General features: G+C 73.7%; 17 protein-coding genes. 5 read left to right on the forward strand and 12 right to left on the reverse strand.

Annotated features, from left to right (window positions below):
- Positions 1-262: 262 nt before the first annotated feature.
- The 3 genes from ACGFJ7_RS02235 to ACGFJ7_RS02245 all read right to left on the reverse strand — a co-directional run bounded on the left by ACGFJ7_RS02235 (position 263) and on the right by ACGFJ7_RS02245 (position 2770).
- Positions 263-859, reverse strand: coding sequence for a Uma2 family endonuclease (locus ACGFJ7_RS02235; RefSeq protein WP_360242029.1), 597 nt, complete (start codon positions 857-859; stop codon positions 263-265).
- Between the two features lie 55 nt (positions 860-914).
- Complete coding sequence (ffh, locus tag ACGFJ7_RS02240) at positions 915-2474, reverse strand: signal recognition particle protein (protein ID WP_360242032.1); 1560 nt, start codon at positions 2472-2474, stop codon at positions 915-917.
- 65 nt (positions 2475-2539) lie between these two features.
- On the reverse strand, positions 2540-2770 hold the full coding sequence (locus tag ACGFJ7_RS02245; RefSeq protein ID WP_360242035.1) for a hypothetical protein: 231 nt from the start codon (positions 2768-2770) through the stop codon (positions 2540-2542).
- Between the two features lie 199 nt (positions 2771-2969).
- Between ACGFJ7_RS02245 and ACGFJ7_RS02250 the strand changes: the two genes are divergently transcribed.
- Genes ACGFJ7_RS02250 through ACGFJ7_RS02260 form a run of 3 tightly spaced genes read left to right on the forward strand, consistent with a single transcriptional unit; the run spans position 2970 to position 6797 of the window.
- Positions 2970-4727, forward strand: a complete 1758-nt coding sequence (locus ACGFJ7_RS02250) for a stealth family protein (RefSeq protein WP_392640337.1) — start codon at positions 2970-2972, stop codon at positions 4725-4727.
- On the forward strand, positions 4724-5986 hold the full coding sequence (locus tag ACGFJ7_RS02255; protein ID WP_360242040.1) for a nucleotide sugar dehydrogenase: 1263 nt from the start codon (positions 4724-4726) through the stop codon (positions 5984-5986). The genes ACGFJ7_RS02250 and ACGFJ7_RS02255 overlap by 4 nt, the downstream gene beginning before the upstream one ends.
- 49 nt (positions 5987-6035) lie before the next feature.
- Positions 6036-6797, forward strand: a complete 762-nt coding sequence (locus ACGFJ7_RS02260; RefSeq protein WP_392640340.1) for a hypothetical protein — start codon at positions 6036-6038, stop codon at positions 6795-6797.
- Here ACGFJ7_RS02260 and ACGFJ7_RS02265 read toward each other — a convergent pair.
- From ACGFJ7_RS02265 to ACGFJ7_RS02275, 3 genes are read right to left on the reverse strand one after another with little or no spacing between them, the layout of a single operon-like run.
- Entirely contained in the window at positions 6701-7699 is a 999-nt protein-coding gene (locus tag ACGFJ7_RS02265) for a glycosyltransferase family 2 protein (RefSeq protein WP_392640343.1), read from the reverse strand. The two genes, ACGFJ7_RS02260 and ACGFJ7_RS02265, sit on opposite strands and share 97 nt — an antisense overlap.
- 38 nt (positions 7700-7737) lie before the next feature.
- Positions 7738-8325: a hypothetical protein gene (locus ACGFJ7_RS02270; RefSeq protein WP_392640345.1), complete on the reverse strand. Its 588-nt coding sequence runs from the start codon at positions 8323-8325 to the stop codon at positions 7738-7740.
- A 2-nt stretch (positions 8326-8327) separates the two neighbouring features.
- Positions 8328-10229: a glycosyl transferase gene (locus ACGFJ7_RS02275; protein WP_392640348.1), complete on the reverse strand. Its 1902-nt coding sequence runs from the start codon at positions 10227-10229 to the stop codon at positions 8328-8330.
- Between the two features lie 168 nt (positions 10230-10397).
- Here ACGFJ7_RS02275 and ACGFJ7_RS02280 point away from each other — a divergent pair, with 168 nt between their 5' ends.
- On the forward strand, positions 10398-10883 hold the full coding sequence (locus ACGFJ7_RS02280) for a CAP domain-containing protein (protein WP_360242055.1): 486 nt from the start codon (positions 10398-10400) through the stop codon (positions 10881-10883).
- On the opposite strand, the gene ACGFJ7_RS02285 is transcribed toward ACGFJ7_RS02280, so the two are convergent.
- The 4 genes from ACGFJ7_RS02285 to ACGFJ7_RS02300 are packed head-to-tail and all read right to left on the reverse strand — an operon-like array spanning position 10877 to position 15441.
- Positions 10877-11278 carry a hypothetical protein gene (locus ACGFJ7_RS02285; protein WP_360242058.1) on the reverse strand — a complete coding sequence of 134 codons (402 nt, stop codon included), beginning with the start codon at positions 11276-11278 and terminating at the stop codon, positions 10877-10879. The genes ACGFJ7_RS02280 and ACGFJ7_RS02285 overlap by 7 nt on opposite strands.
- Positions 11279-11315: 37 nt before the next feature.
- Positions 11316-12866: a hypothetical protein gene (locus tag ACGFJ7_RS02290; protein ID WP_360242061.1), complete on the reverse strand. Its 1551-nt coding sequence runs from the start codon at positions 12864-12866 to the stop codon at positions 11316-11318.
- Between the two features lie 30 nt (positions 12867-12896).
- Positions 12897-13508, reverse strand: coding sequence for a hypothetical protein (locus tag ACGFJ7_RS02295; protein ID WP_360242064.1), 612 nt, complete (start codon positions 13506-13508; stop codon positions 12897-12899).
- On the reverse strand, positions 13501-15441 hold the full coding sequence (locus tag ACGFJ7_RS02300) for a glycosyltransferase (protein ID WP_392640353.1): 1941 nt from the start codon (positions 15439-15441) through the stop codon (positions 13501-13503). The genes ACGFJ7_RS02295 and ACGFJ7_RS02300 overlap by 8 nt, the downstream gene beginning before the upstream one ends.
- Before the next feature lie 67 nt (positions 15442-15508).
- Between ACGFJ7_RS02300 and ACGFJ7_RS02305 the strand changes: the two genes are divergently transcribed.
- Positions 15509-17611, forward strand: coding sequence for a glycosyltransferase family 2 protein (locus ACGFJ7_RS02305; protein WP_392640355.1), 2103 nt, complete (start codon positions 15509-15511; stop codon positions 17609-17611).
- 171 nt (positions 17612-17782) lie between these two features.
- Here ACGFJ7_RS02305 and ACGFJ7_RS02310 read toward each other — a convergent pair whose 3' ends face one another.
- Together ACGFJ7_RS02310 and ACGFJ7_RS02315 are read right to left on the reverse strand one after the other, a co-directional pair.
- A complete protein-coding gene (locus tag ACGFJ7_RS02310) occupies positions 17783-18805 on the reverse strand; it encodes a class I SAM-dependent methyltransferase (RefSeq protein WP_360242073.1) in 1023 nt (340 codons plus the stop codon).
- 30 nt (positions 18806-18835) lie between these two features.
- Complete coding sequence (locus ACGFJ7_RS02315; RefSeq protein ID WP_392640358.1) at positions 18836-21256, reverse strand: glycosyltransferase family 2 protein; 2421 nt, start codon at positions 21254-21256, stop codon at positions 18836-18838.
- Positions 21257-21291: the final 35 nt, after the last annotated feature.

Consider the following 21291-nt stretch of genomic DNA (forward strand, 5'->3'; position numbering starts at 1 on the left):
GCGGCAACGCACCTCGCTCGTAGCAGTTCGCGCTCGCGGGTCATCGCCGGACGGTCGATGCCCGTCCGCCACGGATGCTCGATCGTCACGCGCTCGGCCGAGTGGAGACGCCGGCGGTATCGCCCACCGCACCCGAGCACGAACTGCGTGATGGTGACCCCGTTCGGCCCAGTAGGACGGAATGCCGGCGCGGGGCCACTTCTTCGACCCCGGTCGAGCACATCGGATCGGACGGACGTGACCCTCGACCGCGACCAGATGGTCACGCTTCGTCCTGGGCCCTGCGGTAGTCCTCGCGCAGGGCGGTCAGGGCCGGAACGTCGATGGTGACCGGATAGGGCACGTCGGTCGTGAAGACCCTGTTGGTGCTGGTGACGGTGTCGTACTGGCCATTGCCGCCGAGACGGTACTCGGTCAGCACGACACCGCCCTTGAAGGTCGGATCGACGACCAGGTAGGTGCCGACGCCGTAGGCGGCGTACAACTTCCACTTGGCCTGCATGTCGCGGAAATGGGATGTCGGGGAGATGACCTCGGCCACCAGCAGCGCCCCGTCCACCGGGACGGGCGTGCGGAAGCCGTAAGCCTTACGCGCCACGACGACATCGGGCCGCGGCTCGTTCCGCCGATCGACCTCGAGCGACAGGTCGATGATCGGCTTGTAGTCGGGCGGGCAGTGGGGCCGGAGCATGCTGTTCAGCTCCCAGCACACGTCCTGGTGAAAGCCGGTGGGTGACGGCAAGATCAACCTTCCGTCGATCAACTCATAGCGAAGATCCTGTGGAAGGCTCGCCAGGTCGTCGACGGTCCAGTCCTGCTTCTCATCCAGCAGGCTCGGCACATGAAGGGCCGCAGTCATCGGGACCTCCTCAGGGGGTGTCACGAGACTACTGTACCCATGTCTAGATCACCAGTTAGTTCTTGTCGTCGTCCCGCTGCTGCTTCATCAGCTTGTTGAAGTCGAGGTTGGGGAGCTTGAAGCCGCCCGCTCCGCCGCCGCCCAGGGCGTTCGGGTCGAGGCCCGGCGGGAGCTGGGGCATGCCGCCCGGGAAGCCCGCCGGGAGGCCGCCGGCCGCGCCGGCGCCGGTGCGGGGGCGGTTGCCGCCCTTGGTGCCCTTGCGCTTGTTCTTGGGGCTCTTCGTGGCCTTGCGGCGGCCGCCGGGCAGGCCCATCATGCCGCTCATCTGCTTCATCATCTTCTGGGCGTCGGTGAAGCGGTTGAGCAGCTGGTTGACGTCCATCACCGTGACGCCCGAGCCGTTCGCGATGCGGGCGCGGCGGGAGCCGTTCAGGATCTTGGGGTTCTGGCGCTCGCCGGGGGTCATCGAGCGGATGATCGCCGTGACCTTGTCGAAGTGGCTGTCGTCGAGCTCGTCGAGCTGGGCCTTCATCTGGCCCATGCCGGGCATCATGCCCAGGATGTTGGCGATCGGGCCCATCCGGCGCACCGCGATGAGCTGGTCGAGGAAGTCCTCGAGGGTGAAGGTCTCGCCGGCAAGCAGCTTGCCGGTCATCTTCTCCTTCTGGTCCTCGTCGAAGGCCTGCTCGGCCTGCTCGATGAGGGTCAGCACGTCGCCCATGCCGAGGATGCGGCTGGCCATCCGGTCGGGGTGGAAGAGGTCGAAGTCCTCGAGCTTCTCACCGGTCGACGCGAACAGGATGGGCTCGCCCGTGACGTGCCGGACGGAGAGGGCCGCGCCACCGCGGGCGTCGCCGTCGAGCTTGGAGAGGACCACGCCGGTGATGCCGACGCCGTCGCGAAACGCCTCGGCGGTCTGCACCGCGTCCTGGCCGACCATGGCGTCGATGACGAAGATGACCTCGTCGGGGTCGACCGCGGCCCGGATGTCGGCCGCCTGCCGCATCATCTCGGCGTCGATGCCGAGGCGGCCGGCGGTGTCGACGATGACGATGTCCTTGGCCGAGCGCTTGGCGTGCTCGATGGAGTCCTTCGCGACCTGGACCGGGTCGCCGACGCCGTTGCCGGGCTGCGGGGCGTACACCTCGACGCCGGCCCGGCCGCCGAGCACCTGGAGCTGGTTGACCGCGTTGGGGCGCTGGAGGTCGGCCGCGACCAGCAGCGGCTGATGGCCCTGGTTCTTCAGCCAGCGGGAGAGCTTGCCGGCCAGCGTCGTCTTACCGGAACCCTGCAGACCGGCCAGCATGATCACCGTGGGCGGCTGCTTGGCGAACTGGAGCCGCCGCCCCTCGCCGCCGAGGATGTTGATGAGCTCCTCGTGGACGATCTTGATGATCTGCTGGGCCGGGTTGAGCGCCTGCGAGACCTCGGCCCCGCGAGCGCGCTCCTTCACGTTGAAGATGAAGGCCTTGACCACGGGCAGCGCGACATCGGCCTCCAGCAGGGCGAGACGGATCTCGCGCGCGGTGGCGTCGATGTCGGCATCGGTGAGCTTGCCCTTGCCACGGAGCTTGGTGAAGATCCCGGAAAGGCGGTCACTCAAAGTGTCAAACACGGTTCAGCTTCCCGTAGGTCAGAGGAGGGTGTGCCGACCGCAAGCCTAGCCGCCCGCGCGCGAGCTCACTTGTTGCGCATGCGGTACGTCTTCGCGGCGGCCTCGATCCGCCGCTGGGTACGGCCGTCCTGCGAGATCGACTTCTTGGCCTTGGCGTAGAGAAGCGCGCCGCCGCCGATCACCAGAGCGCCCACGATCAGGTAGAACAGCACCGGCCCGATCAGGTTGGCGGCGACCCAGCCGACCACGACCACGCCGGCGATCAGTGCCACGAGAAATGCGATGGCCTTGCCCATCTCGACCTCCCCAGGTTGTGAATCCACCATGACTCAGCGAGGCAACCCGCCGCATCAGCCGTATCCCCTAGGGGTCGGCCCCCGAAGATCGGCCACGTCACACCGGCAAATCGCGTATACCGGTGATATAGGGCGTCACTTACGGCGCGGGCGCCAGTTGAGGGTCACGAGCGACTGACCCCGGCGGAAGGACGACGGCGTGCCCTTGCGGCGGATCCTCGGGCTGGCGCCCTGGCCTGTCCGGCGGCGCGTGCTGCGCCAGGTGGAGCTCCGGCTGCTGCCCCGCGTTCCGGCCGAACGCCGGCTCCGGGCGGCGCGGCGGGTGGTTCCGCTGGGACCCCGGCGCAAGCTCCTGCCCTCGCCCGCGGAGGCGCCGGCGCTGCGGGTCCGCACGGCCGCGGCGCGCCTTGTGGCCCGTCGTTCCTCCTGGTCGGACCCGGCTTCCGTACGGCGTGAAAATCTCGACCGCGTCGTCGCGTCGCTGTCCACCGCGGGCATCGACTGGTTCCGCGTCCCCACCGACTCCCTGACCCGTACGGCCGTGGCGGTCCCCGAGGCCGAGCGCGACCGGGTGCTGGCCGCGCTCGACGCGCTCACCTGGGCCGAGGTGGGCCGCCTGGAGGTCGTGGGCCGGCGCGCCACCACCCGGCTGCTGCGGGTCAGCTGGCCGGTCACCGATCCCGGCGGCCACATCGTCTACGGCACCGAGTACGCGTGCGAGGTCGAGCTGTGGCGGGCCGCCGACGGCCGCCTGGCCGGGCCCCGCCCCAACCCGGTGGCCGACTCGATCGCGGCCGGCGAGCCGGTCACCGTCGCGCCCGAGCCGGTCTTCGGCCCGTTCGGCGTGCCCGGCCCGCTGCCGCGGTACCGGACCCGGGAGGTCTTCACCATGGCCGACCCGGACCGGGTGGCCTTCCCGATCGACGCCGTCTACACCTGGGTCGACGGCGAGGATCCGGCCTGGCTCGCGCGCAAGACCCGGGCCCTGCGCGACAACGGCTGGGTGACCGGCGCGAACGAGCAGACGGCGAACCCGTCACGGTTCGTCTCGCGCGACGAGTTGCGCTACTCGCTGCGCTCGCTGCACGCGTTCGCGCCCTGGATCCGGCACGTCTTCCTGGTCACCGACGACCAGGTGCCGGCCTGGCTCGATCTGGACCGGGCCGACCTGACGGTGGTCAGCCACCGGGAGATCTTCGGCGACACCGGGCGGCTGCCCACCTTCAACTCGCAGGCGATCGAGTCGCGGCTGCACCGCGTGCCCGGCCTGGCCGAGCATTTCCTCTATCTGAACGACGACGTCTTCCTGGGCCGCCCGGTGCCGCCCGAGATGTTCTTCACGCCGGGCGGGCTGACCCGGTTCTTCCCGTCCGGGGCCCGGGTCGACGCGGCGCCGCGGCGGCCCGGTGACACCCCGGCCAACTCGGCCGGCAAGAACAACCGGGATCTGATCCGGGACACGTTCGGCCGGGTGCTGACCCGCAAGATGAAGCACACGCCGCACCCGTCGCGGCGCAGCGTGCTGGCCGAGATCGAGCTGCGCTTCGCCGAGGAGGTCGAGGCCACCTCCGCGCATCAGTTCCGGCACCCCGAGGACATCGCGCTGCTCTCCTCGTTGCAGCAGTACTACGCCTATCTGACCGGGCGGGCCGCGCCCGGCGAGATCGAGTACATGTACACCGACCTGGCCGACCCGTCGACTCCGTTCCGGCTGGCCCGGCTGCTGCACAACCGCAACCTCGACGCGTTCTGCCTCAACGACACCGACTCGCCGGCCGCGCTCGTACCCGAGCAGGCCGCCCTGCTGGCCGAGTTCCTCCCGGCCTATCTGCCGTTCCCGTCGCGCTGGGAGCTCAACACGCCCCGCGCGGGCACCATGTCGCCGTCCTCGACCCGCCGGCCCGTGATCGCACGGCAGGCGACCCGCCACCGTTTCGCCGAAAGGCCTCTCTCATGAGCATGAACGTCGTCATCCTGGGCCTCGGCTACGTGGGGCTGCCCCTCGCGCAGCAGGCGGCCCGCCGCGGGCTGCGGGTGACCGGCTTCGACGTGCAGCCGTCGGTGGTGGCGTCGCTCGCGGCCGGCCGCTCGCACGTCGACGACCTCAGCGACGCCGACATCGCCGAGATGCTCGCCGCCGGCTTCCACCCGACCACCGACGAGCGGGCCATCGCCGCCGCGGACACGGCCGTCATCTGCGTACCGACTCCGCTGGCCGAGGGCGACGGCCCGGATCTGCGCGCGGTCGTCGGCGCCACCGAGGCGATCGGCCGCAACCTGCGCCCCGGCATGCTGGTCGTGCTCGAGTCGACCACCTATCCGGGCACCACCGACGAGGTCGTCCGGCCCCGGCTGGAACGGCTTTCCGGGCTGACCGCGGGCCTCGACTTCCATCTGGCGTTCTCGCCCGAGCGGATCGATCCCGGCAACGAGCGGTTCGGCGCGCGCAACACTCCCAAGGTGGTCGGCGGTTACACGCCCGCCTGCACCGAGCGGGCGGCCGGCTTCTACGGCCGCTTCGTCGACACCGTCGTCCGGACCCGGGGCACCCGCGAGGCGGAGACCGCGAAGCTTCTCGAGAACACGTACCGGCACGTGAACATCGCGCTGGTCAACGAGATGGCCCGGTTCTGCCACGAGCTCGAGATCGACCTGTGGGACGTGATCCGGGCCGCCGCCACCAAGCCGTTCGGCTTCCAGGCGTTCTATCCGGGCCCCGGCGTGGGCGGGCACTGCATCCCGATCGACCCGAACTACCTGAGCCACAACGTCCGCAGCCGGCTCGGCTATCCGTTCCGCTTCGTCGAGCTGGCCCAGGAGATCAACGCGACGATGCCGGACTACGTGGCCCGGCGGGCCCAGAACCTGCTGAACGCGGACGGCCAGGCCGTGCACGGCGCGACCGTGCTCCTGCTCGGGGTCACGTACAAGCCGAACATCGCCGACCAGCGCGAGTCGCCGGCGACCCCGCTGGCCCGTCAGCTGGCCGCGCTCGGCGCGACGGTGCTCTACCACGACCCGCACGTTCCGCAGTGGACGGTCGGCGACGTGGAGGTCTCCCGCACCGACGACCTGGAGGGCGCCAGCGCCTCGGCCGACCTGGTGATCCTGGTGCAGAACCACCGCGAGTACGACGCCGACCATCTGGCCCGTCTGGCGAAGCGCTTCTTCGACACCCGTGGGGTGACCACCGACCGGCAGGCGCACCGCCTCTGACCGAACCGCCGGTGGCGGCGCTCGGCGCCGTTGGTGGATCATGCGCGCCATGCGCCGCCTCGCCCTGCGTGTCTCCGTCGCCCTGACGATCGCCGCCCTGTTCGCCGCGGCCGCCGCCTGGCCCGCCTGGCACGTGTTCGCCGGCGATCTGCCCACCGACGAACGGATGCACGCGCTGGCCGGGATGGTCGTGGAGGGCTCGGAGAAGGGCACCGACATCAGCCGGGTCGAGCACGTCGCCGGCTCGGCCTACGGCGATGACGTGGCGGACGGCTCGAACTGGCTGCTCGGCGTGGACGAATACGGGCCGGGCTTCGCCGAGACGTCGTTCGGCGCCGCGAAGACCGACCTGGCGGAGGCCCGGCAGCGCCTGGCGGCCGACGGCTGGCGCGCCGGTACCGACGGCGACGGGCTCACCGCCGCCAACGACGACTGGCGGCTGACTTTCCAGCCGACCGACGGCGAGGGCTCGGACGCCGTGCTGAAGGTGCAACGGACCGCGCCGGTCGCCGCGCTGGCGCTGACCGCCCTGGCCTGGATCGCCGGGCTGGTGGCCGGATGGCGGGCAGCCGGGCGCTTCGACAATCCGCTCGGCCTGGTCGCGCTCGTCGTCCTCGCCCTGAACACCCTCAGCGTCACCGGGAGCCTGCTGGAGGACGCGATCGCCGTCCGGGGCACCGGGCCGTTCCCGTTGCCCTGGGCCTTCGCGTTCTTCTACGGGGCCCGGCCGTTCGTGGTGGTCGGGCTGGCGCTGGCCGCGCTCGCCCTGGTCCACTCGTCGGGAACCAGGAGCCCGTCCGCCCGCTCCTGAACGAGATAGCGCGGCCGGCCGCGCACCTCCTCGTGGATGCGGGCCAGGTATTCGCCGATCACGCCGAGGCCGAGCAGCACGAAGGTCCCCATCACCAGCAGCAGCAGGATGACCGTGGGGAAGCCCTCGACCGAGCCGCCGCCGATCCAGCGGATCAGCGTCTGCGCGCCGAGCAGCAGCGCGAACGCGGCGAAGGCCATGCCCACCAGAGTGACCAGGTGCAGCGGGGCCGAGCTGAACGAGGTGATCCCGTTGACGGCCAGGCGGAACAGCGACCGGAACGTCCAGCGGGAGCGGCCGCCCTCGCGGTGGTCGATGTCGATCTCGATGGTGCTGCGCCGGAAACCGATCCAGCTGCTGGTGCCGCGGAAGAACGACGCGTGCTCGGGCAGGCGCAGCAACGCGTCCAGGGCGGCCCGGCTGAGCAACCGAAAGTCGGTGGCGTCGACCAGGTCCACTTTGGTCAGTCCGGTGAAGGCCCGGTTGAACAGGCGGCCGCCGACCCGCCCGATCAGGCCCTGCCCGGTGCGGTTGCGCTTGACCGCCTCGACGACGTGGGCGCCCTCGCGCCAGCGCCGCACCATGGCCGGGATCGCCGACGGCGGATGCTGCAGGTCGGAGTCGATGACGACCACGGCGTCGCCGGCCGCGTGTTCGAGCCCGGCCAGCACGGCCGGCTCCTTGCCGAAGTTGCGGGAGAGCTGGACGCCGCGCACCCGCCGGTCGAGCAGCGACTGCCGCACGATCCGGTCCCAGGAGTCGTCGCCGGAGCCGTCGTCGACCAGTACGAGTTCGTAGCGCAGCCCGGCGCCGGTGAGTACCTCGGTGAGCCGGCGCACGAATCGTTCGACGCCCGGCCCCTCGTTGTAGACCGGCGCGACCACGGAGATGAGCGCGCTCATGACCGGGCAAACGACGCGCCGGAGGAGAAGGTTGCGATTTACCGCAGAAGCTCGGCCAGTGTCGGTGGCCGGGCGCGGTCGACGATCGTGGTACGGACGGTGTCGTGGTCGCGGCTGAGGCGGGTCAGCCGCTCGGAGAGCACGTCCTCCCACGATCGGTCGGGCCGGTGCCGCTCCCAGGTCGCCCGGTCCGGCAGATATTCGAGCAGCACGCCGTGGTCGCCGGCCGGGTAGGACACGCAGTCGGTCATCACCACCGGGCGGTGGTCCGGGCTGACGAGCAACCGCTGGCGCAGGGTCAGCACGAAGTCGTGCACCCCGGCGGCGTCCAGGCCGAGCACCACGTAGAGGTGGACCGGCGGGCGCACGGCGGCGACGGGCGCGTAGCCCGGGCCGGCCGGCGGTCGGGCGCCGGCCCGGTTCCGCCCGTGCCACCAGCGCAGCGCCGCCCGCCATGACAGCGGACCGAGCTCCAGCCGGTCGGCCCGCTTGCGCTCGCGGTCGCGTTCCTTGCGGTACGCCTCGGCCAGCCGCCGCTCCTCGACCAGCCGCGCCTCGAGCGAGCGCAGCCGCCCGGCCATCGCGGCCAGCTCCCAGCGCGCCCGGTCCATCGTGTCGAGCGTCACGCTCAGCTCCTCACGCGGGCGCGCAGCCCGCTCAGCCAGGTGGCGGCGGCCAGCGCGCCGTTGCCGAAGGTCAGCTCGGCGCAGCGCCGGGTCAGCGCGGCCCGCACCTCCGGCCGGACCGCGGCCTCCAGCACCTCCTCGAGCTCGTCCGGCTCCGGATCCTCGACGGTCAGGGCCACCCCGGCCGCGTCCGCGAACCGGGCCCGTTGCTGGCCGTCCCGGCCGGGCACGAAGACCGTGGGGATCCCGTAGGCCAGCCGCTCGTGGAAGGCGTCGTAACCGGCCCCGCTCACAGTCAGGTCGAACGCCCGCAGGCAGCGGCTGGGCGGCTCGTCGCGGACCACCCGGAAGCCGTGTCGTTCCAGGCGTTCGGCGATGCCCGGCGGGACGCCGGGTGACACCAGGGCCAGCGGCCCGTCGCCGAGCCCGAGCTCCGCGCGGGCCGCCTCGGGCGCCGACAGCTCACCCGGGTCGAACAGGGTGATCGGGTCGACCCGGTGCGCGCGCGCCTCGTCGGCCATGGCGAGGGCGGCGAACTCACCCGGCTCCAGCACGTGGACGTCGTCCCACTCGGCGCCCGGGTGGCGCGGCGGCAGGGCCCGGCGTACCCACACCCAGACCAGGTCGGCCCGCTCGCGGGCGAGCCGGGCGAGCCCTTCGAACGGGACGCCGTCGACCGCCACGACCTCCGGCGCGTGCACCTCGACGAGGTGGTTGAGGCGGTCGTACGCCAGCCGGTTCCAGCGTGCCTCGGTGACGCCCAGCGCCGCCCGGGACGGCAGGCGCTCGGTGAGGAAGCCCTCCGCGTGGGCCAGCGCGGCCCCGGGCGCGCCGGCGGCGATGACGGCGGCCAGGTCGCTCGGCAGGCGCCGGGCGATCGCCGTGCTCACCTTCGCGTCGTCGTCACCGACCATGAGCAGCCGCCGGGGCGGGGCGATGAGAGGGCGCGCCGACCGCCGGGGGCCGGGCAGGTTGAGCCGGGGCCGGATGCCGTAGCGGGCGAGCCGCGCCAGGTGGGAGCGGTGGCCGTGGTGCCGCTCGGCGAACTCGCGGGCCCGGCCGACCACGCCGCGGTAGCGGTCCGGATCGGCGTAGACCTCGCGGACCAGGCCGGCCACCCGGCCGGGCGACGAGTAGAGCGCGGCCCCGCCGAGAAACGGGCGCAGGTGCTCTCCCACGATCACCGGCACGCCGGCCGCCATCGACTCGAGGGCCGAGCGCGAGAAGGTCTGCTGGAAGTCGACCAGGAAGTCGAGGGTGCGCAGGAACTCGCCGGGCAGCTCGGCGCCGAACGGGACCATCTCCCAGTGCGGAAAGGGCGAGCTGTCGCCGAACCACCGCACTCGCAGGTCGCCCAGGTCGACCGGGAACGGCCCGCGCAGGCCCACCACGGGCTCGTCGGCCACGAAGCCGTCGCGGTCGCGCCACCAGTGCGCCACGTCGATGATCTCGTGCCAGTCGGTGGTGGTGACCCGGACCCCGGGCGCGACCCGCAGCAGCTGCTCCCGCGCCTGTGGGCTGGTCGGCGCCCAGGCCGCCTCGGCCCCGAACCAGCGGCGGGCCTGCTCGTAGACGGCGGGTTCGACCGGGGGACGGCCGACCACGAGCACCGTCCGCTCGGCGCGGACGGACAGATCGGCCGGGCGGGTCCAGGGGCGCCGGACGACCAGCAGCCGGGCCGCGACCGGCCGGTCGTCGCGGGCCAGCGTGGCCGCACCGTCACGGATCAGGTCACTGATCCGGGGCCGGAAGCCGAACCCGTCGTGGGCGCGGGCGTCCGGCACATGGATCAGCACGGTGCTCAGCCCCGCCTCGGCCTGGGCGTGCACCTCGGCCGCGACGGCCGCCGACGCACCGCCGGGTTGCCGGAAGTCGGCCAGGACGGCCACGTCGTGCACGGTCACGGGCTGTCTAACGATCTTGGAATCGGGCCGTGACGCGGGGCGAACCGTCCGGCAACCGAAGAGCGCCGGTACCGCACCCGGCCAACGGTAATCGTCACTGGATCCGGGCCGAACTAGGTCGGTGAACGCGGCGGTAGAAGCCGGCGCGGACCCCACGAAAGGCAGTCGATGCGCTCCTCGATCACCAAGCGTCTGGCCCTGATCGCCATGATCCCCGCCACCCTGTTTGCGATCGTTCTGCTCGCGTCGCCCGCCAACGCCGCCGCCGCCAGCACCACCCAGCTGGCCGCCGACATCGTCACGCTGACCAACCAGCAGCGCGCCGCGCACGGCTGCAAGGCCCTCACGGTCGACGCCCGCCTGACCAAGGCGGCCGCCGGGCACAGCGCCTACATGGCCCGCGGTGGCGCCTTCAGCCACACCGGCGCCGGCCGCTCGAGCTTCGTCACCCGCGTCAAGGCGGCCGCCTACCCGCGCCCGCTGAGCGAGAACATCGCCTACGGCTACCGCACCGGCGCCGACGTCGTGAAGGGCTGGATGGCCAGCCCGGCCCACCGCGCCAACATCCTCAACTGCAAGGCCGCCACGGTCGGCGTCGCCGCCGCCTACGCCGCCAACGGCAACCCGTACTACACCCAGGACTTCGGTTACTGACCGACCGCCTCAAGGGCCTCACCGTCACCGGTGGGGCCCTTCGGCGTGAGCGCCTCGATCCGGCGCTGCTGGGCGGCCAGGGCGTCGGACAACTCCCGGTGCCGGTCACCCGAGTGCAGCAGCAGCTCCTCGATCGCGCCCAGCACCCGCCGCTGCGTCTGGTCGAGCACGGCCCGCATCTCGGCCTGCGCCTTGCGCTGGGCCCGCTGGAGCGTGGCCAGGCGCCGGATGAGCAGCAGCAGGCCGCCGATCAGCACGGCGAAGAACAGGCCGAGGACCGCGAGGGCGACGCCGACGTACCCGGTCAGCGCGGTCGCGCCGACCGCGGCGCAGAGCACGCCCGCCCCGGCCAGCAGCCCGGCCTGGCGCCGTGTCAAATTGCGCAGCCGTCGCATCGGCCTCCCTCCGTCCCTTCGTCAACGCGGCCCCCGTTCACCGGGTTACGCAGAACGGCACACCGGCCCGCTGCTCGGTGGCCACGTTCAGGGCCACGTCGAACCGGCGCAACGATTCGGGATAGAGGCCGGCGAACTCCTGCCGCAGCGCGCACCGCCGCTGGGCTCCGGCCGGCGTGCGGTCGAAGTCGGCCATCTCGACCGCGATCCGGTTGTAGAGCCGGGCCGGGACGCTCGCCATGAAGGTGTCCCGCTGCCGTTTGTTGGCCGCCGCCGACACGGCCGTGGCCCCCGCCAGCAGCACGACCGCCGCCACCAGCACCCAGCGCCGCCGCCGGGCCGCCAGCAGGACCGCGGCCACCACGATCAGGCCGCCGCCCGTGGTGGTGACGGCCGAGTCGCGCCAGCCGAGACCCCAGACGGTCATCTTCTGCACGTCGGCGTTGAGCGCACCCATGCCGGCCGCGAGCAGCACGGCGGTGACCGCGACCAGCGCGAGCGCGGCCGCGGGCCGGCGGTCCACCGCGGACAGGCGTGGCAGGTCGCGGATCGCCTGCCCGGCCAACGGGATCAGCACGACGACGGCGGCGACCAGGACGAGACCGATCAGCCACGGGCCGCGTGTGGCAGCCTGCCACATCAGCGGCGGCAGCCAGGCGATCGCCCGTACCGGAAGGGTTTCGAAGGTCTCCGGGCCGAACTGGACGTCGGAGCCGCGATAGCAGGGGCCGGTGGCGCAGTACCGGTGGATGACGACCCGTACCGCCAGGAAGACCGGAAGGAAACCCACCCAGAGCAAGCCGGTGGCCTTGGCCGGGGCCGAGGTGAGCATCCGGCGCGGGCCCTGACCCAGCACCAGGTGACCGCGGGCGAGGACGGCGACGGTGGCCAGCGGCGGCGCCAGGTAGGCGATCTCGTTGAACGCGGCCAGCCCGGCCCCGCCGAGCACGAGCAACGGGGCCCACCAGAGCCGGAAGGTCACCAGGCGGCACAGCGCCGCCGCCACGCCGAGCATCAGCGCCGCCGAGGCCAGGTAGAGGCCGCCGAAGAGCACGATCGGACTCGATCCGCCGGCCGCCACGAAACCCGCGGCCACGGCGAACGGCACCACCGGCGCGGCCACCGACGGCGGCTGCCCGAACAACCGGCCCCGCGCCACGACGCTCTCCACCAGCATCAGCGCCACCACGCACAACAGCAGCGCCGACAGGAAGGAGACGAGCCGGAAGGCCACGTTCGCCGGCAGGCCGGCCACGTCGCCGAGGGTGTACGCGGCCAGGTCGAGCGCCTTCTCCAGCATGCGGCCGAAGAGCCGGAAGTTGCCCAGCCGCAGATAGCCGGGCAGCGAGTCGACGGTGTGCGGCACGATGCGCAGCGGGTTCTCGCGGAACAACCCGCCGTGCCAGTAGATGTTGAACCGGTGGTCGCGGCTCGGCGCCAGCGCCGTCAGCGGAGCCAGCACCGGCAACGGCACCAGCACCGCCCGCAGCAGGGCCCGCCGCCAGAGCGCACCGACCGGTGGCCCCTCGACCACGAAGCGCATGGCGACGCGAGGGGCGGGCGGGGCATCGACCGTGGGGGCGCTCATGCCATCGCCAACGAGCGGCCGCGCCGGAGATTACGCGGCCGCCGCCAGCAGGCGCGCCAACGTCGGTGGATCCCGGGGATCGATCACCACCGCACCGGCCGCCCGGTGATCGCGGCACAGCTGCGCGATCCGGCCCGCCAGCAGCGCCTCCCAGCCCTCGCCGGTGTCGTGCCGCGACCAGGTTCGCGGATCGGGCAGATATTCCAGCACCACGCCCGGCACCCGCAGGCCGTTCAGTGCCGGCTGGTCGGTCACCACCACCGGCAGGTGGTCGGCGTCGACCAGGATCCGCTGCCGCAGGGCCCGGACCAGCGCCTGCGAGTCGGCCCGGGACAGCCCGATCGCGACGTAGACCCGGGCCGGCACGGGCGGCGCCACCGGTTTCGGGGGCACCGGCCGCGGCGCCGGTCCGTGCCGCAGCCGCCGGGCGGCCCGGCGGGCGATCACCGGCCCGAAGCGCACCGGGTCGCGGGCCAGGTCGACCAGGGTGCGGCCGAGCCGGTAGGAGCGGCTGCGGCGCAGGGCGAGGACGAGGTCGCGGTGGCGGTCACGCTCGCGCAGGGCGGCGTCGCGCTCGTCCTCGACCCAGCGCAGCCGCCCGGTCAGCGTGGCCACCTCCCAACGGGCCAGGAGCTCATCCAACCTGGGCCCCCACCGCCGTGTGCCGGGCCACCCAGGCGGCCGCGTCGGCCGCGCCGTGGCCGAGGGAGATCTCGGCACAGCGCCGGCTCAGCGCCTCGCGCGCGTCGCGGCCGGCCAGCCGTTCCAGCGCCTCGGCCGCCTCGTCGTCGGTGGTCGCGCAGACCGCCACGCCGGCCGCGGCGGCGAAGCGGGCCCGCGCCAGCTGGTCGTCGCCGGCCTGGGGGTCGGGGACGAAGACCGTGGGCACCGCCGCGCCGAGCAGCTCGTGAAAGTTCGTGTAGTCGGCGCGGGAGACGGCCAGCGCCACCTCGCCGAGTTCGGCCGGGCCGGCGGTGACCACCCGGAACCCGGGCAGGCTGGCCTCGACGCCGCGGCAGAGCAGCGTCCGGTCGCGGGGGCGGCGCCGTGGGCGCGGCGGCAGGTCGGTGATCGGGTCCACTGTGCTCACTCCGGACCGTGCCGTGGTGGTCCAGCCCTCGTCACCGGCGGCGGCGAACTCGCCTGGCTCGAGGATGCCGGCGAACAGGGCGCCGCGGGCGGCCCATTCGCCGCCGGTGCCGCGCTTCCACATGGCCGGGCGCAGCCACAGCCAGCGTGGACCGGTGTTCTCGGCCACGGCGGCGGCGATGCCGTCGTGCGGCACCCCGCCGACGAGGACGGCCCGCGGGCCGTACAGCTCGATCAGGTGCCGCAGGCGGTCCCGCACGAAGCCGGTCCAGCGCTGCTCGCAGACGCCGAGCTCGGCCGCTGCGGGCAGGTATTCGGTGAGCAGCCCGGCCGCGTGCGCCTCGGGCAGGCCGGCCGAGCCGGCCACCACGACGGCCTCCAGGCCCGAGGGCAGGCGGCGGGCGATGGCCCGGACCTTCGCGATGTCGTCGGCCACGAACAGCACCCGCCGGGCCGGCCGGGCCGGGCTCACCGGAGGCGGGCCGGCCGGGCGCGGGCGGGGCATCACTCCGAGGGAGGCGAGCCGGGCCAGGTGCGACGCGCGGCCGAACTGCTCGGTGACGAAGGCACGCGCCCGCCGGACCACGGCGTCGTAGGCGGGGCGGTCGGCGTGCAGGCGGCGGACCAGATCCCGTACGCCGGACGGGTCGGTGTACAGCGCCGCCTCACCGAACACGGCCCGCGAACGCGGCCCCACGATGACCGGGACGCCACTGGCCATGGCCTCGAGGATGGTGCGGTCGAACGTCTCGACCAGATCGGGATCGTGGAAGTAGACGAAGAAGTCGAGGGTGGCCAGGAAGTCGCGCGGGGACTCGGCGTCGACCTCCAGCAGCTCCCAGTTGTCCGGGCGGCGGCCGAGCCGGCCCACGGCGATCTCGCCGCCACCGAGGAAGCGCACCCGCACGTCCGGCGTGTCCGGGTAGGCCCGCAGCAACTCTTCCGGGTCGTGCGGCCACTCAGGGCCGGGCCGCCCGATCACCGGCACGGCGTTCCGGCGGCGCTCGGCCTGCCAGTCGGCGACGTCGATGATCTCGTGCCAGTCGGTGCCGGTCAGCGCGGTCCGCGGTCCCACGCTGTCGCGGACCCGGGCGCTGATCGGCGCCCACACCACGTCCTTGCCGAAGTAGCGCTCGACCCGTTCACCGGCCTCGTCCTCCGGCGCCCGGTCGAGGACGACGATCGTGTGCCCGGCCCGGATCCGCGGCGGCGCCGCCAGGTCCCGCGTGAAGATCCCGGGCTGCCGGATCAGCAACACCCTGGCCTCGATCTCGGTGCCGTCGTCGTGGGCCAGGTCGGCCAGGCCGTCGCGCAGGCAGGCGACGATCCGCGACTGGAACGGCCGGCCGTGCCGCAGATCCGGTGACGGCACGTGGATCAGGACGGTCCGCAGGCCGGCCGCGGCCTGGGCCCGCACCTCGGCCACGATGCTCGCCGAGTTGCCGCCCGGACACCGCAGGTCGGACAGGATGGCGACGTCGTACACGGCTGGGTCAACGAGAAGCGACTAAGGTGCGATACGGACAATTCGCCCCCTGAGGAGGACGCCCGCCATGCACCCCCTCGCCGTCGCCGCCCTTCAGGCCCGTTCCGTCGCCGCCCGGGAACCGCTCGCCCGGGCCGGCCTCACCGGGGAGCTGGCCCGGGTGATCGCGTTGCAGAACCTGCGGCCGGACGACCTCGCCACCGCGCTGACCCTGCTCGAAGGGCTGAACGACCCGGAGTTCCACGGACTGCACTGCCAGGTCGCGTACGCCACCGGCGCCCACGCCTCGGCCGCCGCACTGCTGGCGTCCTATTCGGACATCGATCCGCAGATCCGGCTGAGTCTGGGCCTCGATCTGAACAATCCGTACGCCGGCGGCAACGGTCCCTGGGACCTCGGGCAGGTCGTTCCCACGGTGTCGGTGGCCGACGGCGCCGGCTCGCCGTTCGACCGGCTCGCCGCCCGACCGGCCCAGCGCACCGGGCACCCCCGACGGATCACCTCCGTCGTCACCACCCACCGGCCCGACCAGCGGCTGCTCACGGCCGTCCGCTCGCTGGCCGCCCAGACCTGGACCAACCACGAGATCCTGGTGGTCGACGACGGCTCGCCGGCCTCGTACGACGCGGTCCTGCGCCGGGTGGCCGCCCTCGACCCGCGGGTCCGGGTGATCCGGATGGTGGCCACCGGCGGCGCCTACACGGCCCGCAACGCCGGCCTGGACGCCGCCACCGGCGACTTCGTGACATTCCACGACGAGACCGGCTGGTCGCACCCGCTGCGGCTGGAGAAGCAGGTCGCGCCGCTGCTCGCCGACGAGGCGGTCACCTCGGTCGTCCCGTCCGGCGTCCGGGTGACGCCGGAGCTGGTCCTCACCCGGCCCGGCGTGACCGGCTTCCGGTCGCCCGACCTGTCGTCGCCGATGGTCCGCCGCGGCGCCGGCTACTTCGACCCGATCCGGATCGGCGCCGACGAGGAGTACCTCGCGCGGCACCGGCCGGTCCGTCACCTCGACGAGGCGCTGACCCTGATCCGGCGCTCCGGCGATGACGACCCCGTGGGTTTCGTCGACCCGGCCCGCCGGTCGTACCGGTCCGCCTACGAGACGGCGCACGCCGAGCGAACCACCGGCTGGGTGGCGCCGCGCCGGCTGCGCGGCGAGAGCGGGGCCCAGGCGTACGACGTGGTGCTGGCCGGCGACTGGACGACCGCCGGCGGCGCCGGCGTGGCCGGGATCGGGCAACTGCGGGCGCTCGCGGCCCGGGGCCTGCGGGCCGCCCTGCTCCAGCTCGACGTGCTGGCCCACCTGCGCGAGGGGCCGCGCAACCTCGACCCGGCGGTGCAACGCCTGATCAACGCCCGGGAGCTGACCCAGGTCGAGCTCACCGACGACGTCCGGGCGCGGCTGGTGGTCGCCCGCACGGCCCGGGTGCTGGAACACGCGCCCGACCTGCCCAGCGGCGTCCGGGCCCAGCGGGTGGTGATCGAGGACGCCGAGGTCGTCGAACCGGCCGCGGCGGCGGCCCTGCGCCTGTTCGGGCGGCGGCCGCTGTGGGCACCGGCCGGGCCGGACGGGCGGCGGCGGCTGGCCGCCGAGGCGGCCTCCCTCGACCTGCCCGGCACCCTGGACGCGCGTCAGTGGCGCCTGGACCGCCGGGGCCCGCGGGCCGACCGCCCGGTGGTCGGCCGCTGCTGCCGGGGCGGCCGGGCCGAGTGGCGCCGCCTGCGCGAGGAGCTGCCGGACAGCGGCCGGATGGACGTGCGGCTGCTCGACTCGGCCGGCACCGCCGGGCGCTCGTTCGGCCGGTTCGGGACGCCGCGAAGCTGGCTCGTCTACTCCCCGGCCGACGTCAGCCCGCGCTCGTTCCTCTACCAGATCGACTTCTACCTGCACCTGCCGGCGGACGACGAGCCGGCCGACCCGGACCCGGACGTGCTGGCCGCGCTGGCCGCCGGCTGCGTCGCCGTCCTGCCCCACCGGTACGCCGAGGCCTTCGGCGAGGCCGCCGTCTACTGCGCGCCCGCCGAATTGCTCGACACCGTGCGCATGCTGCACGGCAACCGCCGCGCCCTGCGCGAGCAGGCCGAGCGGGGCACGGCGTTCGTCCGCCGCCACCACGCCCACGAGCTCTACGCCGACCGGGTCGCCGTGCTGGCAACGCAGCCGTGACGGTTTGGCACCCGCCGAACCGTCAAGCCGCCGCTCCCGCCGCCGATTCATAGGGGCACGAGAGCATGAGCTCGGCGCGGCCCCCGCCGCACCGCGCGGCGGCGTTCCCCCGACGTCAACCGCGACCGCGACCCCCGCCGTCCCCCGCGGCGGGGGTCGCGCTGTCTGCCCTTACCCGGCTCTGACCGTCGACTGTGGATCGGCCAGGGCCACCCAGCGGCCCGGCAGCGGGCGCTGGGCGGTCAGGCCGAACCCGCCCTGGCGCGGCACCGGCGACTCGTCCACCACGACCGCGGCGCCGGCCGCGAGCCGGCGGCCCAGCACGTGCAGGGCCGGGGTCAGCGCCTGCGAAGGGGCGGGCGCGATCGAGCCGTCCACCACCAGCAGGTCGATGTCGTGCAGACCGTCGAGCGCGTCGACGTCGTACCAGTCGACCACCTGCGTGTCGACCGACAGCTCGGCCACCGCCGCGTGCCGCACCTCGACCGAGGTCAGCGCGTGCTCGGCCAGCAGTGCCCGGGTACGGTCGGCCCGGCCCCTCTCGTGGTCGACGACGATCAGGCGGCCGCCGCGGGCCTCGACCGTGTAGCCGAGCCAGATGGTCGAGGGCCCGCTGCCCAGCGCCACCGTCGTGGCCGGCGCCCGGTCCCGGGCGATGTGCACCAGGCCCAGCAGGTCGGACGGGTTGAGCGTCACGCCGGCCGGCATGGGCGCGCGCGGGGTGATCCATTGGAAGAGCTGGACCAGCGCCTCGATCTCCCGGCTCTGCTCGCGCAGCAGCAGCTCGGCCCCGCGGCCGGTCAGGCGTTCGGCCCGGGCCAGCGACTCGGTGAGCTCCTGGTGCCGGTCGCCGGCGGCCAGCCGTTCCTTCTCGACCGCGGCGATCACCCGGCGCTGCAACTGGTCGACGACGGTGCGGAGGTCCCGTACGGCGGCCTGGGTCGACCGGTTGACCCGGCCGATCCGCCGGGACAGGTGGATGACGCCGGTCAGCACGGCCGCCAGGAGCAGCGCCAGCAGGCCCGTCGCCACGGCGGCCTGGCCGATCACCGCGGCCACCGCCACACCGGCCGAACCGGCCAGCACGACGGCGAGGCCGGCCCACTGACGCCGGGAAAGGCTGGTCAGCCGGTTCGCGTACCGCCGGGCCCGGCGCCGGAGCCGGCGCCTGATGATCTCCTTAGTCGCCCACACACCGGGCTAACGCGGGCATCGGCCGCGCCGTTACGCGACCGGCAGGGGCAGCGACTGCCGGACCCAGTCGACGAACGCCACCGGATCGCCGATCCGGGCGGCGGCCGCGCGGGCCCGCCGGCTCTGCTCGGCGAACAGGGCCGGATCGGCCCGGTAGCGCGCGATCAGCGGCTCGGCCTCGGACCGGGCGCAGTACACGGCCGCGTCGCCGTAGAACGGCGCGTAGCGCTCGGGCATGACCACGACGCAGCCGGTCTGCGCCGCCTCGAGCGCGGGCCGCGAGTACCACTCGGCCGCCTCCCGGGGCGGGAAATGCAGGTAGAAGTCGAGCTGATGCAGGAACGGGCGCGGTCCCAGATCGGCCGGTTGGTAACCGAGCCAGGTCGGCGCGAGTTCGACCGCGGACTCCCCCGCGGGCCGGTCGGGCAGCCGGACCCGCACGTCGGCGGTGGGCAGCTGGCCGAAGACGGCCAGGCTCTCGGCGGCGGCCTCGGGCCGGCAGGCGGCGTCGCACAGGTCGGTGCCCACGATCGCCGGTCCGGGCGCGGCCGTGGTCCGGTCGGCCACCCAGCCCGCCGCGGCGAGAGCGACAGGCAGATTCACCGGCGCGGTTTCCGTACGCAGTAAGGCCCGCACCCCGTCGTCCTGCGGGACCCAGACCGGATCCGGCCCGAACAGGCGCCGGACCGCGGCCGTGCACATCGCCGGGTCGTACCGCCGATCCGTCCCGTCGGATCGAGCCGGTGCCCGATCGGCCACCACCACCGCCCGCGCGGCGCTGATCCCGCTGGAGAGCCCGCCGGTGAACTGGAGGACGGCGGCCTGCCGCACGATCACCAGGGCCGTCTCGGCGCTCTCCTCCCACGCCAGCCAGTCGACCACGCCGTCGTTGACCAGGTCCTGGACTCCGGCGCAGGCCGGCATCCGGCGCTGGTAGACCGCGCGCATCGAGTCGAACTGGAGGAGGCCGACCCGCACCCCGGCGGCGGTGAGGGCCCGGATCTCGTCCAGGGCGGTGCGCTGCGTGCTCTCCAGGAAACGCCAGTCGGCCATCATCACCACGTCGTAGCGGCGGTCGCGGACCGTGCCGACAAGGTGGTCCGGCGCCGGGAACGGGCGGTCGGCGCCGTCGGCCGGGCGGAAGGCGCTGGCCCGGCGGGTCGCGATGAGCTGGTGGTGGCGCTGATAGGCGGACATGTAGGCGGTCCGGGCCGGGTGCATCCACTGTGCACGGATCTCGGAGCGCGACAGCGAGCCGGCCGACAACCGGATCAGGGCCAGCGGCTTGGCGTCGACGTGCCGGACCCGCCCGGCCCCGAACGCGGCCCGGATGCGGCCGATGTACTCGGAGTCGGCCGCCTTGCGGAGGCGGTCGAAGTAGCCGACCGTCCGCAGCACAGTGCCGCGCCGGATGAGCAGCGAGGAGGGGTTGAACCGGCCGCTGCGCACGCCGGGCCGGGTGCACAGCAGCTGGTCGGTGACCGACAGCCCGTCCGAGGTGGTGGCGACCAGCCGCCGGTCGTCGATCAGCGGCCGCGCCTGGAGTTCGAGGCGGCGCGGGTGTGACCAGTCGTCGGAGTCCTGGAAGGTGGCGAACTCGCCGCCGGCGGCGTCCAGCCCGGCGTTGCGCGCCGCGTACGTGCCGGCGTTGACCGGCATCTTGAGCAGCCGCACCCGGTCGCCGAGCGCCACCGCCTCGGCCAGCACGGCGTCGAACTCCGGCGGCGACGCGTCGTCGACCAGGATCACCTCGGTGTTGGCCCAGCTCTGGGCCAGGATCGAGCGGACCGCGGTGATCAGGCCCTGGTCCGGGCGGTACGCGGTGACCACCACCGAGATCCGATGGGGCCCCTCGACCTTGCCGGCGTCGGCCGGGACGAGCCTGTCGAACGGCGTGGTCCCGTCCCCGAGGGTGAACGCCGGCAGGGGCAGCAGCGAACCGAACGCGGTGTGCCACGGCTCGGCCGCCCGGTCGGCCACGAACGGGTTGAGCAAATCGGCCACCAGGCTCTTACGGGCCGGCTCGCCGATCTTCCGGTAGCGCCGCAGCAGCTTCCGCGCCCGCTCCGGCCCCTCGTGGGCGAGCGCGAGCTGAACGTGCAGCAGCTGGTGGGCCGGTGACAGCGCCCGCGCCCCGAGCGCCCGCCGGGCCAGCTCGAAGACGGCCAGGGCGTCCTCCGCCCCGGAGTCGAGGACCAGGCTCTGCGCGATCGCGGAGACCAGCGGGGAATCGATTTTGCGGCGCCGCCGGCGCAGCCAGCGCCGGTCGCCCCGCCGCGCGGCCTCGACGAGCTCGTCCAGGGTGCCGTGCGGGCCGAGCGCGGCCCGGGTGAGCAGCACCCGCGCGTCCAGGGAACGGTTGCGGACGGCCGTGGCGGTCAGCGCCAGGCGCAGTCGGGGACCGATCGCCCGCACATGATCATCGAGCAGGTCTGATGGGTGGTGCTGCATGCGGGGACCAACGGCCTCGGGCCGACGCCGGTGAC

The organism is Actinoplanes sp. NPDC048988, from assembly GCF_043197815.1.
GTDB lineage: Bacteria > Actinomycetota > Actinomycetes > Mycobacteriales > Micromonosporaceae > Actinoplanes.